Annotated in this window: 16 protein-coding genes and 1 pseudogene; 10 read left to right on the top strand and 7 right to left on the bottom strand. The window is 72.0% G+C overall.

From position 1 onward, the window contains the following. Both CCN39_RS33140 and CCN39_RS33135 read left to right on the top strand, forming a co-directional pair. The coding region (locus CCN39_RS33140; RefSeq protein ID WP_086848707.1) for an RNB domain-containing ribonuclease at positions 1-1,160 on the top strand (1,160 nt) is incomplete at its 5' end. Beyond that, positions 1,157-1,936, top strand: coding sequence for a helical backbone metal receptor (locus CCN39_RS33135; protein WP_086848705.1), 780 nt, complete (start codon positions 1,157-1,159; stop codon positions 1,934-1,936). The genes CCN39_RS33140 and CCN39_RS33135, both read left to right, overlap by 4 nt. Here CCN39_RS33135 and CCN39_RS33130 read toward each other — a convergent pair. From CCN39_RS33130 to gabT, 3 genes are read right to left on the bottom strand one after another with little or no spacing between them, the layout of a single operon-like run. Continuing rightward, entirely contained in the window at positions 1,869-2,201 is a 333-nt protein-coding gene (locus CCN39_RS33130; RefSeq protein ID WP_086848703.1) for a hypothetical protein, read from the bottom strand. The two genes, CCN39_RS33135 and CCN39_RS33130, sit on opposite strands and share 68 nt — an antisense overlap. Before the next feature lie 55 nt (positions 2,202-2,256). Continuing rightward, positions 2,257-3,684, bottom strand: a complete 1,428-nt coding sequence (locus CCN39_RS33125) for an aldehyde dehydrogenase family protein (protein WP_086848701.1) — start codon at positions 3,682-3,684, stop codon at positions 2,257-2,259. Beyond that, the gene (gene gabT / locus CCN39_RS33120) at positions 3,681-5,036 is read right to left on the bottom strand and encodes a 4-aminobutyrate--2-oxoglutarate transaminase (RefSeq protein WP_086848699.1); all 1,356 of its coding nucleotides are present in this window, start codon (positions 5,034-5,036) and stop codon (positions 3,681-3,683) included. The genes CCN39_RS33125 and gabT overlap by 4 nt, the downstream gene beginning before the upstream one ends. 101 nt (positions 5,037-5,137) lie before the next feature. On the opposite strand from gabT, the gene CCN39_RS33115 reads away from it, so the two are divergent. Continuing rightward, a complete protein-coding gene (locus tag CCN39_RS33115; protein WP_086848697.1) occupies positions 5,138-6,583 on the top strand; it encodes a PucR family transcriptional regulator in 1,446 nt (481 codons plus the stop codon). Positions 6,584-6,617: 34 nt separating this feature from the next. Next, entirely contained in the window at positions 6,618-6,965 is a 348-nt protein-coding gene (locus CCN39_RS33110; RefSeq protein WP_244211108.1) for a hypothetical protein, read from the top strand. Here CCN39_RS33110 and CCN39_RS33105 read toward each other — a convergent pair. Continuing rightward, positions 6,962-7,663, bottom strand: a complete 702-nt coding sequence (locus tag CCN39_RS33105; protein ID WP_086848709.1) for a cache domain-containing protein — start codon at positions 7,661-7,663, stop codon at positions 6,962-6,964. The two genes, CCN39_RS33110 and CCN39_RS33105, sit on opposite strands and share 4 nt — an antisense overlap. A gap of 34 nt (positions 7,664-7,697) precedes the next feature. Further along, a complete protein-coding gene (locus CCN39_RS33100; RefSeq protein ID WP_086848695.1) occupies positions 7,698-8,432 on the bottom strand; it encodes a FadR/GntR family transcriptional regulator in 735 nt (244 codons plus the stop codon). A 107-nt stretch (positions 8,433-8,539) separates the two neighbouring features. Here CCN39_RS33100 and CCN39_RS33095 point away from each other — a divergent pair, with 107 nt between their 5' ends. The 5 genes from CCN39_RS33095 to CCN39_RS33075 are packed head-to-tail and all read left to right on the top strand — an operon-like array spanning position 8,540 to position 13,892. Further along, positions 8,540-9,961, top strand: coding sequence for a gamma-aminobutyraldehyde dehydrogenase (locus CCN39_RS33095; RefSeq protein ID WP_086848708.1), 1,422 nt, complete (start codon positions 8,540-8,542; stop codon positions 9,959-9,961). Then, positions 9,958-11,034, top strand: coding sequence for an ABC transporter ATP-binding protein (locus CCN39_RS33090; RefSeq protein ID WP_086848694.1), 1,077 nt, complete (start codon positions 9,958-9,960; stop codon positions 11,032-11,034). The genes CCN39_RS33095 and CCN39_RS33090 overlap by 4 nt, the downstream gene beginning before the upstream one ends. Positions 11,035-11,051: 17 nt before the next feature. Then, on the top strand, positions 11,052-12,254 hold the full coding sequence (locus CCN39_RS33085; protein WP_086848692.1) for an ABC transporter substrate-binding protein: 1,203 nt from the start codon (positions 11,052-11,054) through the stop codon (positions 12,252-12,254). 1 nt (position 12,255) lies between these two features. After that, positions 12,256-13,086 (top strand): ABC transporter permease, encoded by an 831-nt coding sequence (locus CCN39_RS33080; RefSeq protein ID WP_086848690.1) that lies wholly within the window; start codon positions 12,256-12,258, stop codon positions 13,084-13,086. An 8-nt stretch (positions 13,087-13,094) separates the two neighbouring features. Continuing rightward, positions 13,095-13,892: an ABC transporter permease gene (locus CCN39_RS33075; RefSeq protein ID WP_341867718.1), complete on the top strand. Its 798-nt coding sequence runs from the start codon at positions 13,095-13,097 to the stop codon at positions 13,890-13,892. Here the strand turns inward: CCN39_RS33075 and CCN39_RS52800 are convergent. Then, a pseudogene (locus tag CCN39_RS52800) lies at positions 13,889-14,874 on the bottom strand (alpha/beta fold hydrolase). The gene CCN39_RS33075 and the pseudogene CCN39_RS52800 overlap by 4 nt on opposite strands. A 123-nt stretch (positions 14,875-14,997) precedes the next feature. On the opposite strand from CCN39_RS52800, the gene CCN39_RS33065 reads away from it, so the two are divergent. Next, positions 14,998-15,948, top strand: coding sequence for a helix-turn-helix transcriptional regulator (locus CCN39_RS33065; RefSeq protein WP_086848687.1), 951 nt, complete (start codon positions 14,998-15,000; stop codon positions 15,946-15,948). Between the two features lie 34 nt (positions 15,949-15,982). Here the strand turns inward: CCN39_RS33065 and pip are convergent, their stop codons facing one another. Beyond that, a complete protein-coding gene (gene pip, locus CCN39_RS33060; protein ID WP_086848685.1) occupies positions 15,983-16,927 on the bottom strand; it encodes a prolyl aminopeptidase in 945 nt (314 codons plus the stop codon). Between the last annotated feature and the right edge of the window lie 157 nt (positions 16,928-17,084).

The following is a 17,084-nucleotide window of genomic DNA, read 5'->3' as shown; positions in this document are numbered from 1 at the left end:
CCATCGCCGACCTCGCCGCGTTCGTCCCGCCGGGCGGCGCGCTCGACCGCGAGTCACGTCAGCGCGGCCAGACGCTCTACCTGCCCGACGGCAACGTCCCGCTGCACCCGCCGGTGCTGTCCGAAGGCGCGGCGAGCCTGCTGCCCGGCGAGGTCCGGCCCGCGGTGCTCTGGACCATCGAGACCGACGAAGCCGGCGAGCCGACCACCACCCGGGTCCGCCGTGCGCTGGTCCGGTCCACCGAGCAGTTCGACTACGAGACGGTGCAGGCCGCCCTCGACGCCGGGAACCCGCACCCGTCGGTGGCCGCGCTGCCCGAGCTGGGCCGGCGGCGGCGCGAGCTGGCCGTCCGGCGCGGCGCCGTCGAGCTGCAGCTGCCGGAGCAGGAGATCACCGGCGACCCGGACGGCGGCTGGGTGCTCGCCCGCCGCCCGCGCACCGCCGTCGACGCCTGGAACGCCGAAATCTCACTGCTGACCGGGATGGCCGCGGCGCGGATCATGATCGACGCGCGGATCGGCGTCCTGCGCACGCTGCCCGACCCGGAACCCGAAGCCGTCGACTGGCTGCGCCGCTCGGCCGAAGCGCTGGGCATCGCGTGGGCGCCCGAGGCGACCGTTTCGGAGTTCCTGTCCCAGTTGGACCCGGGCCAGCCGGCGTCGATGGCGCTCTACGCCGACACGACCCGGCTGCTGCGCGGCGCGGGCTACACGGCGTTCGACGGCGAGCTCCCGGCGTTGACGACGCACGCGGGTATCGGCGGCGCGTACGCGCACGTCACGGCGCCGATCCGGCGGCTGGTCGACCGGTTCGCCACCGAGATCTGCCTCGCCGTCTCGGCCGGCCGCGAGGTGCCGGCGTGGGTGCGGGCGGCGCTCGCCGACGTCCCGGAGCGGATGAGCGCGTCGGACACGCTCGCCGCGAAGGTCGAGCGGGCGTGCATCGACCAGGTCGAGGCGTGGGTGCTGGCCGAGCACGTCGGCGGCGAGTTCAGCGCGGTGGTGCTGCGCGCGGACGAGAACAAGGCGGAGATCCTCGTCGAAGACCCGACGGTGATGGCGAAGTGCGCGGGGGAGCGGCTGACGGCGGGGGAGCGGATCGCGGTCCGGCTGACCGCGGTCGACGTCGAGAAGCGGAAGGTGTCGTTCGAGCGCGCATGAGGACCTCCGAACTGGTCGACGACCTCGGCGAGACGGTGCCGGTCGAGGGCACGGTGTCCCGGGTGGTGTCGCTGGTGCCGTCGCTGACCGAGGCGGTCGAGGTCAGCGCGCCGGGACGCCTCGCCGGCGCGACGGACTACTGCACGCATCCGTCCACTTTGGATGTCCCGCGGGTGGGCGGCTCGAAGTACCCGAAGCTGGACCGGGTGCTCGACCTGGCGCCGGACCTGGTGCTGGCCAACGCGGAGGAGAACCGCCCGGAGGACGTGGAACGCCTGCGCGCCAACGGGATCCCGGTCTGGGTGATGGCCGCGGCGGCCTCGGTGCCCGCCGCTCTGGGCTCGCTGCGCCGGATCCTGACGCAGGCGTTCGAGCTGGACGAGCCGGAGTGGCTGGTCGCCGCGGAGGAGATCTGGCGCGACGCCGGCCCGGTGCGCTTCCACGCGGTCGTGCCGGTGTGGCGCAAGCCGTGGATCGTCCTGGGCCGCGACACGTTCGCGGGTGACGTCCTGCGCCGGGTCGGCGTGGCGAACGTGTACGCGACCGCGGAGGAGCGCTACCCGCGCCCGGACGTGGAGGAGCTGCGGGCGCACCTGAGCGCGGACGCGGACCTGCTGGTGCTGCCGGACGAGCCGTACCTGTTCACCGAGGAGGACGGCCCGGACCACTTCCCGGACGCGCGGTACGTCCTGGTCTCGGGCCGCCACCTCACCTGGTACGGGCCGTCCCTGGTCGAGGCCCATGCGACGTTGACCGGCGCGCTGGCCGGACGGTGAATTCGAAGCCACGCTCGAGCGCGGTCCGCACGGCTTCGGCGACCTCGGCCGGGCGGACGGGCTCGGTCACCAGCCGCAGCCAGTTGTCCGGCCGCGGCCGACCGGTGTCCACGACGAGGGTGGCGCCGGGCCGCTCGGCGAGCTCGACGGCGAAGGTCATCGTGGCGCCGAGCCCTTGGGAGTAGCTCGGCCTACGGCGGATCGTCCAGCGGTAGTCCGTGCCGTCGACGGCGATGAGTCGCGAACCCTTGCGGGGCAACGTCATAGACCCTCCCTGTCCGGCTCGAGGCTACGCGTGAGCCGGACAGGGGCGAGCGATTTCAGAGCGTCAGGCCGGTGAGGACCGTGACGCGCTCCTCCGTGAAGTCCGCCATCGCCGACGCGGGACCTTCGCGCCCCACGCCCGAATCCTTCACGCCGCCGTACGGCATCTGATCGGCCCGGAAGCTCGGCACGTCCCCGACGATCACCCCGCCGACGCGAAGCGCGGCCGACACCTCGAAGGCCGTCGGGACATCGCGGGTGAACACGCCCGCCTGCAAGCCGAACCGCGACGCGTTGATCCGCGAAACGCCCTCCTCGACCGAAGAAACCCGGACCAGGGAAACCACCGGCCCGAACACCTCCTCGGCCATCACCGACGCGTCCTCGGGGACGTCCGCCAGCACCGTCGGCTCGACCGTGGCCCCCGACCGACCGCCGCCGGTGAGCAGCTTCGCGCCGGAAGAAACCGCGGCAGAAACCCAGGAGGCCACCCGGGAGGCGGCATCGAGGTTGATCAGCGGCCCGACGTCGACACCCTCCGCGCGCGGGTCGCCGGTGCGCAGAGCCTGGACTTCCGCCACCACCTTCGCAGCCAGCGCGTCATACACGGCGTCGTGGGCGTACACCCGCTGCACCGAGATGCACGACTGCCCCGCCTGGTACATCGCGAACGTCGCGATCCGCTGGGCCGCGAAGTCCAGGTCCGGCCAATCGGGACAGACCAGCACCGCGCCGTTGCCGCCCAGCTCCAGTGCCACGTGCTTGCGGGGCACGCGGTCGCGGATCGACCAGCCCACCGGGACCGAGCCGGTGAACGACACCACCGGCAGCCGCGGGTCCTCGACCAGCCGGGACGACGTCTCGTTGTCCACCGGCAGGATCGACCACGAGCCCGCCGGCAGATCCGCGCCGGCCAGGATCTCGCCCAGCAGCAACGCCGTCAGCGGCGTCGCCGGCGCGGGCTTGAGCACGATCGGCGCGCCCACCGCGATCGCCGGGGCCACCTTGTGCGCCACCAGGTTCAGCGGGAAGTTGAACGGCGTGATGCCCAGCACCGGGCCGCGCGGCACGCGCCGGACCAGGGCCAGCCGTCCGGTGCCGCCCGGGTCCGTGTCGAGCCGCTGCAGCTCGCCCGAAAACCGGCGGGCCTCCTCCGCCGCCCAGCGGAACGTCGACACCGCGCGCCCCACCTCGCCGCGGGCCCACTTCAGCGGCTTGCCCGACTCCGCGGTGATCAAGGCCGCGAGCTCTTCGGTCCGCTCACCCAGCGAGCGGGACACGTGGTCCAGCGCCCCGGCGCGGACGTGCGCGGGCAGCGTCGCGAACTCGCCGGCGACGTCGTGCGCGGCCTGCACCGCGGCCTCGACGTCCGACGGCGAAGGGACGAAGTGGGACCCCACCGAAGAACCGTCGTAAGAGTGCTCGACCGTGGCGGTCGCACCGCCGGTCACCGGCTTCCCGGCGACCCAGAAGGGGAAAGTCACGAGCGAGCCTCCGTGCGGACAGCGTGCTCGAGGACCGACAGGCCCTCGTCGAGCAGGTCGTTGGACAGCGACAGCGGCGGCAGCAGCCGGACGACGTTGCCGTAGGTGCCGCAGGTCAGCACCACCACACCGGCCCGGTGGCAGGCCGCCGCGACGCGCTTGGTCAGGTCGGCGTCGGGCTCCGAAGTGCCGGGGCGGACGAACTCCGCGGCGAGCATCGCGCCGCGTCCGCGGACGTCGCCGAGCACGCCGGTCTCGTCGGCCAGCGCGCGCAGCCGCGGCAGCACGGCGTTCTCGATGCGCTTGGCCGACGCGGCCAGGTCCTCGGTCCGCATCGTCTCGATCGAGCCGAGCGCCGCGGCGCAGGCGATCGGGTTGCCGCCGTACGTGCCGCCGAGGCCACCCGGCGGGACCGCGTCCAGCAGCTCGGCGCGGCCGGTGACGGCGGACAGCGGCAGGCCGCCGGCGATGCCCTTGGCCGTCGCGATCAGGTCCGGCACCACGTCCTCGTCGCTGGACGCGAACCACGAACCGGTGCGGCAGAAGCCGGTCTGGACCTCGTCGGCGACGTACACGACGCCGTTTTCGCGGCACCAGGCCGCGATCGCGGGCAGGAAGCCGCGCGCGGGCTCGATGAAGCCGCCTTCGCCCTGGATCGGCTCCAGCACCACCGCGGCCACCTGGTCGCCGCCGATCTGCTTCTCGATCCGGTCGATGGCCAGCGCGGCCGCTTCGGGCCCGGACAGGCCGTCGCGGAACGGGTACGAGCCCGGCACGCGGTAGATCTCGGGCGCGAACGGGCCGAAGCCGTGCTTGTAGGGCACGGATTTCGCGGTCATGCCCATGGTGAGGTTGGTGCGGCCGTGGTAGGCGTGGTCGAACACCACGACGGCCTGGCGCCCGGTCGCCGTGCGCGCGATCTTCACGGCGTTTTCGACGGCTTCGGCGCCGGAGTTGAACAGCACCGACTTCTTCGCGTGGTCGCCCGGCGTCAGCTCGGCGAGCGCTTCGCAGACCTCGACGTACCCCTCGTACGGCGTGACCATGAAGCAGGTGTGGGTGAACCAGCAGGCCTGCTTGCGGACGCGGTCGACGACGGCCGGCGCGGAGTGCCCGACGTTGGTCACCGCGATGCCGGAGCCGAAGTCGATCAGGACGTTGCCGTCGGCGTCGGTGAGCAGGCCGCCGCTGGCGGAGGTGACGTAGACCGGCAGCACCGAGCTGACCCCGGCGGCGACGGCGGCGGCGCGGCGGTGCTGCAGCTCGCGCGAGACGGGGCCGGGGATTTCGGTCTGCAGCCTGCGCTGGCGGGGCGCCGGCGCCTGCGGGCCGGCGGTGGTGCTTGCGGTCACGGCGTGCTCCTGGGAAGTCGGGGGACGTCCTCAGGATGAGCGGTCACCGGACCGTCGTCAGGTGGCCGTTCCGGACAATTCGGCGCGTACAATTGGCCGTTATGGCACTCACGCTGGCCGGGCTGGCCGCCGAGCGCCCGCTCGGGCTGCGGGTGCTGACCGGCGAAGACGTCCTGGACCGCCCGATCGGCTGGGTCCACCCGACGGAGCTGACCGACCCGCAGGCCTTCCTCGAAGGCGGCGAGCTGCTGCTGACCACCGGCCTGGCCCTGGACGAAGAGACGTCACCGGCCTACGTCCGCCGTCTCGTGGCCGCCGGGGTCGCGGGTCTGGGCTTCGGCGTCGGACTCAGCCACGAGGCCGTCCCGCGCTCGCTCGTGACGACGGCGGCCGAGGTGGGACTGCCGGTGCTGGAGGTGCCGCGGAAGACGCCGTTCATCGCGATCACCCGCGCGGTTTCGCGCGCGGTGGCGGCGGACGAGTACGCGACGACGGTCCGCATCGGCCGCGCCCAGCAGGAACTCACCCGCACGGCGGTCGGCAAGGGCGGTCCGGCGGGGGTGCTGCGCAAGCTGGCCAAGCTGGTCGACGGCTGGGTGCTGCTCTTCGACCGCACGACCGTCACCGAAGCGGCTCCGGCGAGCGCGCGGGCGTACGGGGCTGCACTGCGCGAAGAGCTGGAGCGGCTTCAGACCGGCACGCGGGTGGTGTCACTGGGGGACGACGAGGTGGTGCTGCAGACCCTCGACACCAGCGCGCGCCGGGTGCTCGCCGTCGGGGCGGCACTGGACACGGCGGGCCGGCACATCGTCAACACCGCGGTTTCGGTGCTTTCGCTGGCGCTGGAACAGGATCGCGCGCAGGCGGCGGCGCGCGAGGCGTTGCGGACCGGGCTGGTGGACCTGCTCGTGGGCGGCCAGGCCGAACTGGCGCTGCGGGTACTGGCCGCGACGGGCGGCGAGCCGCCGGAGTCGCCGTGGTCGGTGCTGGTGTTCCTCGGCCCGCCCGCGGCCCGGCGCAAGCTGCTCGGGGCACTCGAAGGGGAGCTGTTCGCGGCGCGCTCCGGGGCGTCGGTGGTCGCCTTCGGGCCGGCGAGCGTGGTCGAGCCGGCCGCCGAGGCGGCGCTGCGGATCGGCGGCCTGCACGGCGGGGTGGCGGGGCCGGTCGCCCCGCGCGACTTCGCGGCCGGGCTCGAGCAGGCGGAACTGGCGGCCCAGGCGGCGGCGGCCGAGGACAAGATCCTGATCTCGGCGGCCGAGCACACCGGCCGCGGCCTGCTGTCCCTCATCGACCCCGAGGTGGCCCGCATCTACGGCCAGAACCTCCTGGCCCCGCTGCGCCGCCACGACGAAACCGGCCGCGGCGACCTGGTCGAGTCCCTGCGCTGCTGGCTGGAGCACCACGGCCACTGGGACGTGGCCGCCGCGCGCCTGGGCGTCCACCGGCACACGCTCCGGAACCGGATCACCAAGGCACAGGAGCTGCTGGGCCGCGATCTCGACTCGCCGGGCGTGCGCGCGGAGCTGTGGGTGGCGCTGCAGACCTGAGCAACGCCGGAGCCGGGCCGGGCGTCCTGTGTTCGTGACGGGGAAACGGGTGGCCACGGTGGCGCTCGTGGTCGTGCTGCTGGCGGGCGGGGCGGCGTTCCTGCCGTGGACCGCGAACCACTTCGGCTACGCCCTGCCCGGCGACGGCAGGCTGCCGTCGCGCATCCACCACGACGGCCGGGACTACCGCAGCTCCACGACCTGCGCCCGCTTCGGCGGTGACGAAACATCCCTGACCCAGGTCGGCGAGGTGGGCACGTTGTTCGGTTCGCCGCACCCCGTGTTCACCACCCACCCGGTGCCCGAGGGAACTCCGTTGACGGTTCTCGTGCGGGACAGTCCGGGCTGCTTCGTGGGGTACGCGCTGCTGGGCGGGCCTTAAAGCGTCAGCACGATCGGCGAGTCCCCGCAGCGCCGCAGCCCCGGGCCGGGTTCCGCGCCCGCCGACCACCACGCCGGGACGTCGGCCTCGCGGACCAGTGACCCCGTCGGCTGCCGGACGCTGTTCGACACGATCACCCGGCCCTGCGCGTTCAGCAGCGCCGCCCCGCGCCCGAGCGACCGCAGCCGGGGCCGCACCGCGCGTTCGAACTCGCGCACGTAGACGTCGGCGCCCACCACGCCCGCGAAGGAACCGCCGAGCGACACCGGGATCGTGAACGTCAGCGTGTACTCGTCGGTGCACAGGTAATCCACGTACGGGCCGTTGATGTGCCGCCGCCCGGTGTCGCGGGGGACCGTGAACCAGGACTGGCGGGTGTAGTCCAGGAAGTTCTCGCTCGCCGGGTCGAGGCTGATGAACAACGGCGCCGGGGGAGACCCGGCCGTCCACCACTCGAAGCCGAACTCCGAATCGGCCAGCACCCGCGGGGCACTGACGAAACCCGCGCCGACGATCAGCCCGCCCAGCGCCTCGGTGACCTGCGGGCGGAACCGGTGCAGGGCGGCCGCGGCCGGGCTGTCCGCCAGCACCGACTCGGCGGCCGCCAGCAGGGGCTTGAGCCGCTCGAAAACCCCTTCCACCAACGCGGAAACCTGCTCGACGACCTCGTCGCCGGCCAGCGTGCGGGTGTCGTTCACGGTGCTCACCTCGATGCGCGGAGTGTCCGGAAGTTTACGGGGCGAGCAGGTCGAGGTGCACGTCCGCGAGCCGGTCGAGCGCGGCCAGCAGGTGCTCCTCCGTCAGCTTGCGGGCCAGTTCGCCGTCGGCCTCCGAGATGGCCGCCGTGATGGCCGAGTGCTCTTCGCAGGCGTGCGTCGCCGACCCGAGCGGCAGCCACAGCAGCCCGCCCAGTTCGCTCTGCAGGTGGACCTCTTCGTGGGTCAGCCGCGGCGACTGCGCGGCCGCCGCGACCTCCAGGTGGAACTGCCGCTCCGCCCGTGTGAAGTCGATGCCGTGGGCGGTGCGGAGGTCGTCGGTCGCCAGCCGCAGCCGGGCGACGTCTTCGGGGGAGCTGCGCTCGGCGGCGAGCTTCGCGGCGGCCCCGGCGATCGCGAGGTAGTGGTCGCCGACGTCCCGGAGGTCGGACAGCGACACCTCGCGCAGCCGCTCGCGCCAGGCGTCCGCGGGCGGGTGGGCCGGCGCGCGGACGAAGCTGCCGCCGCTGCGCCCTCGCCGGGTCTCGACCAGCCCCTGCTGCCGCAGGGCCACCAGGGCTTCCCGGACCGTCACGGTCGAGACGCCGAACTGCGCGGCCAGGTCGGCCTCGCTGGGCAGCTGCTCCTGGTCGGCGAGCAGGCCGAGCGTGATGGCGTCGACCAGCCGCGCCGCCACCGCCTCCGCGCGGCCGACCTGGCCGAGCGGGGCGAACATGGCGGAGCGCGCGCTGTGCGACATGCCCTTGCGCATCGTTCCCCTTCGCCCGGCTACCCGTTCGCACCAATCTTGCCCCATACTCTTGTCCTATTACATATGGAGTCATATGTTTTAGCTCCCGTCAGCACCGAGGAGTGACCGTGCACGAGCTGAAGCACTACGTCGGCGGCGCGTACGTCGAGTCGAAGTCGGGCCGGACGGCCGAGATCGTCGACCCCGTCACCGGACGCCCCTACTGCACCGCCCCGATCGCCGGGCCCGAAGACGTCGACAACGCGCTGCAGGTCGCCGCGACCGCGTTCGGGACCTGGCGGGAAACCACCCCCGCCCAGCGCCAGCTCGCGCTGCTCAAGCTCGCCGACGCCCTCGAAGCCCGCGCCGGGGACCTGGTCGCGACCGAGTCCGCGAACACCGGGAAGCCGATCGCGCTGACCATGGCCGAAGAGATCCCCATGGTCCTCGACCAGGTCCGGTTCTTCGCCGGGGCCGCGCGCGTGCTCGAAGGCCGCGCCGCGGGGGAGTACCTGGAAGGCCACACGTCGTTCGTGCGCCGGGAGCCGGTCGGCGTCTGCGCGCAGGTCACGCCGTGGAACTACCCGCTGCTGATGGCCATCTGGAAGATCGCGCCCGCGCTCGCCGCCGGCAACACCGTCGTCCTCAAGCCCTCCGACACCACCCCGGCGTCGACGCTGCTGCTCGCCGAGATCGCCGGCGAGTTCTTCCCGCCCGGCGTGTTCAACGTGATCTGCGGCGACCGCGACACCGGCCGCGCGCTGGTCGAGCACGACATCCCGGCGATGGTGTCGATCACCGGCTCGGTCCGGGCGGGCATCGAGGTGGCGCGCAGCGCGGCCACCGACGTCAAGCGCGTGCACCTGGAACTCGGCGGCAAGGCCCCGGTCATCGTCTTCGGCGACGCCGACCTCGAAGCGGCCGCCGAGGCCATCGCCGTCGCGGGGTACTTCAACGCGGGCCAGGACTGCACCGCCGCCACCCGCGTGCTGGTCGCCGACGACGTCCACGACACCTTCGTCGCCGCGCTCACCCGGCAGGCGGAGAACACCAAGACCGGCGGGCCGGACGACGAAGACGTCGCCTACGGCCCGCTCAACAACGCCACCCAGCTCGAAAAGGTGGCCGGGTTCATCGACCGGCTGCCGGACCACGCCACCGTCCACTGTGGAGGACACCGCGTCGGCGGCGAAGGGTACTTCTACGAAGCCACCGTCGTCTCCGGCCTCCGCCAGGACGACGAGGTGATCCAGAACGAGATCTTCGGCCCGGTCATCACCGTCCAGCGGTTCTCGGACGAAGCCGAGGCCCTCGAGTTCGCGAACGGTGTCCAGTACGCCCTCGCGTCGTCGGTCTGGACCCGCGACCACCAGCGCGCGATGCGTGCCGCCGCGAAGCTCGACTTCGGCTGCGTCTGGATCAACACGCACATCCCCCTGGTCGCCGAGATGCCGCACGGCGGGTTCAAGAAGTCCGGCTACGGCAAGGACCTCTCGCTCTACGGCCTCGAGGACTACACGCGCGTCAAGCACGTGATGAGCGCACTGTGAGGCTGGCCGTGCCCAACCAAGCACCGTCCGAGACGCGGGAAGAGCCCGCGGCGCCGGAAAGCACCCGCCCGGCGATCCGGCTTTCCGGGCTGCGCAAGCACTTCGGTGACGTCCACGCGGTCGACGGCGTCGACCTCGACATCCCGCCCGGCGAGTTCTTCTCGATGCTCGGCCCGTCCGGCTCCGGCAAGACGACGGTGCTGCGCATGATCGCCGGGTTCGAACTGCCCACCGAGGGCACGATCGAGCTCGACGGCCGGGACGTCAGCCGGCTCGCGCCGTTCGAGCGGGACGTCAACACGGTGTTCCAGGACTACGCGCTGTTCCCGCACATGAGCGTGCAGCAGAACGTCGAGTACGGCCTGCGCGTCAAGCGCGTCCCGAAGCAGCAACGCCGGGAACGGGCGCTCGAAGCGTTGAAGACCGTGCGGCTGGAGGACTACGGCTCGCGCAAGCCCGCGCAGCTGTCCGGCGGCCAGCGTCAGCGCGTCGCCCTGGCCCGCGCGCTGGTCAACCGGCCCAAGGTGCTGCTGCTCGACGAACCGCTGGGCGCGCTCGACCTCAAGCTGCGGCAGGCGATGCAGCTGGAGCTCAAGCAGATCCAGCGGGACGTCGGCATCACGTTCGTCTTCGTCACCCACGACCAGGACGAAGCGCTGACCATGAGCGACCGCATCGCGGTGTTCAACGACGGGAAGATCGAGCAGGTCGGCCCGCCCGAAGAGGTCTACGAACGCCCCGCCAGCGCGTTCGTCGCCGGGTTCGTCGGGACGTCCAACCTGCTGGGCGGCCGCGGCGCCGAGAGCGTCATCGGCCGGCCGGGGCTGTTCAGCATCCGGCCGGAGAAGATCCGCATCGACGGCGACCTGTCCGAGCCCGCGGCGGCCGGGGACACCAGCGCGACCGGCACGGTCACCGACGTCGTCTACGCCGGGGCGACCGTGCGGTACGCGGTCGCGCTCGACGCCGGCGGGCAGCTTTCGGTCGTCCGGCAGAACACCGACGACGCCGCTTTCGCCGACGGGCGCGTCCGGCTCAGCTGGCGGAACGAACACAGCTTCCAGGTCCAGTAGTTCCCAGAAGGGTTGCCATGAAGAACAGGAAGACGCGGCTCGCCGGGGTTCTCGGCGCCAGCCTGCTGTTGGCTGCATGTGGCACGTCCGGTTCGAACTCCGCCGCCCCGCCGGGCGCGCAGGGGTTCACCCCGCCGAAGCTGGAGGCGCTCAAGGCGCTCGGCCAGCCGGAAGGACAGCTGAACGTCCTCGCCTGGCCCGGGTACGCCGAGAACGGCTCGAACGACCCGAAGGTCAACTGGGTGACGCCGTTCGAGCAGCAGACCGGCTGCAAGGTCAACGTCAAGCCGTTCGGGACGTCCGACGAAGCCGTGACGCTGATGAAGACCGGGCAGTACGACGTCGTGTCCGCCTCGGGGGACGCGTCGCTGCGGCTGGTCGCCTCCGGGGACGCCGAGCCGGTGAACACCGCGCTCGTCCCGAACTACGCCGACGTCCAGCCGTTCCTCAAGGACAAGTCGTGGAACAGCGTCGGCGGCGTCGCCTACGGCATCCCGCACGGCTGGGGTGCGAACCTGCTGACGTGGCGCACCGACAAGGTGACCCCCGCGCCGACGTCGTGGTCGGTGATGTTCGACGCGAACTCGCCCTACAAGGGCAAGGTGATCGCCTACGACTCGCCGATCTACCTCGCCGACGCCGCGCTGTACCTGCAGGCGCACCAGCCGGACCTCGGCATCAAGAACCCGTACGCCCTCGACGACAAGCAGTTCACCGCGGCGGTGAACCTGCTCAAGCAGCAGCGGCCGCTGGTGTCCGAGTACTGGTCGGACTACCTCAAGGAGTCGCAGGCGCTGAAGAACGGCGACGCCGTCGTCGGCACCGCCTGGCAGGTCACGGTCAACCTGACCAAGGGCGAAGGTGCGCCGCTGGAGGCTGCCGTGCCGAGCGAAGGCGCGACCGGGTGGTCGGACACCTGGATGGTCGCGGCGAAGTCGGCCCACAAGACGTGCGCGTACAAGTGGCTCGACTACATCATCAGCCCGAAGGTCAACGCCCAGGTCGCCGAGTACTTCGGCGAGGCGCCGGCGAACACGAAGGCGTGCGCGGAGATGACGGACAAGACGCTCTGCGACACCTACCACGCCAACGACGCGGCGTACGCGGCGAAGATCGCGTACTGGACCACGCCGATCCCGCAGTGCCTCGACGGCCGCACGGACGTCAAGTGCAAGGACTACGGCGAGTGGACGAAGGCCTGGACCGAGATCAAGGGCTGACATGACCGCCTTCTTCTACCGGAGACCCCGGCTGCGCCTGGGTTTCCTGCTCTCGGCGCCGCTGCTCTGGCTCGGCCTGGCCTACCTGGGTGCGCTCGCCGCCCTGTTCGTCACGGCGTTCTGGCACACCGACGCCTTCACCGGCCAGGTCCTCATCGACTGGTCGCTGGGCAACTTCGAGACGCTGTTCACCGACGCGGTGTACCGCACGATCACCTTCCGCACGGTCGGGATCGCGGCCCTGGTGACGGTGATCGACGCCGTCGTCGCGTTCCCGATGGCCTACGCGATGGCCAAGCTGGCTTCGCCGCGGGCGCAGCGCATCCTGGTCATCGCGGTGATGACCCCGCTGTGGGCCAGCTACCTGGTGAAGGCGTACGCGTGGCGCTCGATGCTCTCCGGCAACGGCGCCCTGAGCGCGATTTCGCCCGGTTACGGCGTCACGGCGACGATCATCACGCTCTCGTACCTGTGGCTGCCGTACATGGTCCTGCCGATCTACGCGGGCCTCGACCGGCTGCCGGACTCCCTGGTGGACGCCTCCGGTGACCTGGGGGCCCGCTCACTGAGAACGTTCCGCTCGGTGATCCTGCCGCTGACGTTCCCGGCGATCGTGGCGGGCTCGATCTTCACGTTCTCGCTGTCCCTGGGCGACTACATCGCGGTGAAGATCGTCGGCGGCACGTCCCAGATGCTCGGCAACGTCGTCTACGACAACATCGGCGCGGCCAACGACCTCCCGTTCGCGGCGACGGTGGCGACGGTGCCGGTCGTGATCATGCTCGGGTACCTGGCCGCGGTGCGCCGCACCGGCGCGCTCGACAACCTCTAGGAGCGCTCGTGCGTACTTCCCGCGTGCTGCTGTGGACGGCGCTGGGGCTCGGCCTGGCGGTGATCTACTTCCCGCTGGTGGTGGTGCTGCTCAACTCGGTCAACGCGGACACGACGTTCGGCTGGCCGCCGTCGCGGTTCACCCTGGAGTGGTGGAGCCGCGCGGTGTCGAACGAAGGGGCGTTGCACGCGCTGTGGACGAGCGTGCAGGCGGGCCTGGCGGCGACGGCGATCGCGCTGGTGCTCGGCACGATGGCGGCGTTCGCGTTGCAGCGCTACCGGTTCTTCGGCCGCAACCCGGTGTCGCTGCTGATCATCCTGCCGATCGCGCTGCCGGGGATCGTCACGGGCATCGCGCTGAACAACGCGTTCCGGACGATCCTGGGCATCGACCTCGGCCTGCTGACGGCGATCATCGCGCACGCGACGTTCTGCATCGTGGTGGTGTTCAACAACGTGGTGGCGCGATTGCGGCGGATGGGCGGCAACCTGGAGGAGGCGTCGATGGACCTCGGCGCCACGGGCTTCACGACGTTCCGCCTGGTGACGTTCCCGATGCTGCGGTCGGCGCTGCTGGCGGGCGGCCTGCTGGCGTTCGCGCTGTCGTTCGACGAGATCATCGTGACGACGTTCACCCTGGGCACGGGCCTGGAGACGCTGCCGATCTGGATCTACAACAACCTCTTCCGGCCGAACCAGGCCCCGATCGTCAACGTGGTGGCGGCGGTGCTGATCGTGGCCTCGACGGTCCCGGTGTACCTGGCCCAGCGCCTCTCGGGCGACACGGCTTCGGGGGGCCGGCTCTAAGGCGTGGCCGATGAGCCGCCGGGCTGCCTGCCGTCCGGCGGAACGGCGGCCCGCCGGCTCAGCCACGTCAGGATCGCCTGGTTCGTTTCGTCCGGCTTTTCCTGCTGGATCCAGTGCCCGCAGTCCAGGCCGGCCACCTCCGCGCCGGGCACGAACGCGGTCAGCCGTCCGGACCTCGGGATCGTGTCCCGGTCGCCGTAGATCATGAGCGCGGGCTGCCGGATGACCGGGTCCACCCCGGCCAGCAGCCGCCAGTTGCGGTCGAGGTTCCGGTACCAGTTGATGCTGCTCGTGAAGCCGGTCGACGCGAAGGCGGAGACGAAGACGGCCAGTTCGCCGTCGCTCATGACGGGCTCGCCGAGAGGTGTCTCCGCCCGGGCGAGATCGATCATCGCCATCCCCGGCCGAGGTGGTTTCGGGGGCTCGTTCTTCCGGAAGATGTTGCGCAGGAACCGGTCCGTGTTCTCGTCGAGCACGGCGTCCGCGACGCCCGGCTGCCGGTTGAAGTGGACGAAGTAGAAGTCGGGGCCGAGCGCGGCCTCCATGTCCTCGATCCAGGGCCGCTCTCCGCGCTCCTGGTAGGGCAGGCTCAGCGCCACCAAGCCGTTCACGCGGTCCGGGTGCAGCAGGGTCAGGCCCCAGACGACGAAGGCACCCCAGTCGTGCCGACGAAGGTGGCGTCCTCGTAGCCGTAGTGATCGAGCAGCGCGACGAGGTCACCCGCCAGGTGCTCGATGTCGTAGTCCGTCACGTCGGCCGGACGGGACGAGTTTCCGTAGCCCCGCTGGTTCGGGGCGATCACGTGGTAACCCGCCGCGGCCAGGGCCGGCACCTGGTGGCGCCAGGAAAAGGCGTGCTCCGGCCAGCCGTGGCAGAGCACGACGGGCTTTCCGGCGTTCTCCCGGCCCGCTTCGAAGACCTCGAGTTCCACACCGTTGACGGAGACGAGGGTGGGTTCGGGAAAACCGGTCGGATCGAACATCGCGTTTCCTCCCTGTCGTTCGGGACGTCAGCGTCGGCACCGCCGACGGCCGACGCGTCGTGCCGCCATCGTGCCGACCGAAACAGGTCATCCCCTGACCGGTTTCCGTGGGAGGTTCGGCGGGTGCGAGCCGACCGGTTGATGGCCATCCTCCTGCTGCTGCAGCAACGCGAGCAGCTGACCGCAGCGGACGTCGCCCGGGAGCTGGAGGTGTCCGAGCGCACCGCCCGCCGTGACTTCGACGCCCTGGCCATGGCCGGGGTGCCGGTGTATTCCCTCCGGGGCCGGGGCGGCGGCTGGCGCCTCGTGGGCGGCGCCCGCACCGACCTGTCCGGGTTGACCGCGGGTGAGGCCCGCGCCCTGTTCCTGGTCGCCGGCCCGGCCTCGGCCGCGACGCCGGCCGTGAAAACGGCGCTGCGCAAGCTCGTCCGTGCCCTGCCGGAGCCCTTCCGGGTGCCGGCCGAGGCGGCGGCGTCGGCGTTGGTCGTGGACCCGCAACGGTGGGGGTCGAGCCGGGTCGAGCACCGGCCGCCGCCGCGCTTCCTCGACGAGCTCCAGGACGCGGTGATCCGCGGCGTCCAGGTGCGGCTCGGCTACGTCGACGGCAACGGCGCCGAAACCGAGCGAGCCGTCCACCCGCTGGGCATCGTCGCCAAAGGGCCGTCCTGGTACCTCGTCGGCACCACCGAGGCCGGCCGGCGGACCTTCCGGATCGACCGCGTGTCGTCCGCCGACCCGACCGGCGATCCCGTGCACCGGCCCGCCGGCTTCGACCTCGCCGCGAGCTGGCGCGAGATCGCCGACGAGGTCGATCGCAGGCGGACCCCCCTCGAGATCCAGGCGACCTGCGCACCCGGCGGGACGGCCCGGCTCCGGATGGTGCTCGGCGACCGGCTCGAGGTGGGCGGGGCCACGGCCGACGGCCGCATCGAGGTCGTGATCCGCGGCTACAACGAGTACGCGCTCGCCGGCGAGCTCGCCGGGCTGGTCGAATGGCTCGAGGTGACCGGCCCCGAGGGGGTGCGGGACCACTTGGCCTCGATCGGCGGCGCACTCGTCGAACGGTACGGCTGAGACCGGCCCTTCGCCTGGCTCGCCCGGACGGCGATCAGCCGCGGAACGAATCCGTCGCCGCGCGCAACGCCGCCAGCACACCCGGGTCCGTCACCGCGTGGCCGGCTCCCTCGATCAGCTTCAGCTCCGAACCCGGCCACGCCCGGTGCAGCTCGTACGCCGTCACCGGTGGGCACACCGTGTCGTAGCGGCCCTGGACGAGCACGCCCGGGATGTCCGCGAGCTTGCCCGCGTCCCGGATCAGCTGCCCGTCGTCGAGCCAGGCGCCCCGGGTGAAGTAGTGGACCGCGAGGCGGGCGAACGGCAGCGCGAACGCCGGGTCCGCGTACTGGCGGACGAACGACTGCTGCGGCAGCACCGAAACCGTCGCGCCCTCCCAGGTGCTCCACGCGATCGCCGCGCGGTGGCGGACCTCCTCGGCCGGGTCGTCGAGCAGCACGGCGTACCCGGCGAGGGGGTCGGCCCGCAGGGAAGCCGGCAACGGCGCCAGGAAGGCTTCCCACTCCCGGGGGAACAGGTGGGCCGCGCCGCCGCGGTAGATCCAGTCCAGTTCGCTCTGCCGGACGGTGAACACGCCCCGCAGGATGATCTCGCTGACCCGTGACGGGTGCGTCTCGGCGTAGGCGAGCGCGAGGGTCGCGCCCCACGAGCCGCCGAAGAGCTGCCAGCGCTCGATGCCGAGCCGTTCGCGCAACAGTTCCATGTCGGCGACCAGGTGCCACAACGTGTTCGCGGTGAGGTCGCCCGCGTCCGGCGTCGACTGCCCCGAACCGCGCTGGTCGAACAGGACGATCCGGTAGGCGTCGGGATCGAAGTGCCGCCGGGCCATCGGGGCGATCCCGCTGCCGGGGCCGCCGTGCAGCACCACGACCGGCTTCCCGGCCGGGTTGCCCGCCTCCTGGCAGCGGATCCGGTGCCCGTCACCGGTTTCCAGGAACCCTTCGGCGCGCGGGGCGATCGGCGGGTAGAGCTCGTCCATGCCGGTCACTGTGCCCTATGGGATGACTGCCTGCCCCCCAGGCTGATCTGCCTCATGGAGGTGACGCTTTGCCGTAGGGCCTTGGCCGTCGCCCCGACGCCCCGCCGCCGAGTGCCGGGACGACGACCAAGAAAGGTGGGGACCCGCCCCCGCCGCC

Origin of the sequence: Amycolatopsis kentuckyensis, from assembly GCF_002155975.1 — a bacterium.
In the GTDB taxonomy this organism is placed as follows: Bacteria; Actinomycetota; Actinomycetes; order Mycobacteriales; family Pseudonocardiaceae; genus Amycolatopsis; species Amycolatopsis kentuckyensis.
The sequence above is the reverse complement of the archived record's forward strand: the minus strand, read 5'-3'. Positions and strand labels throughout refer to the sequence as shown.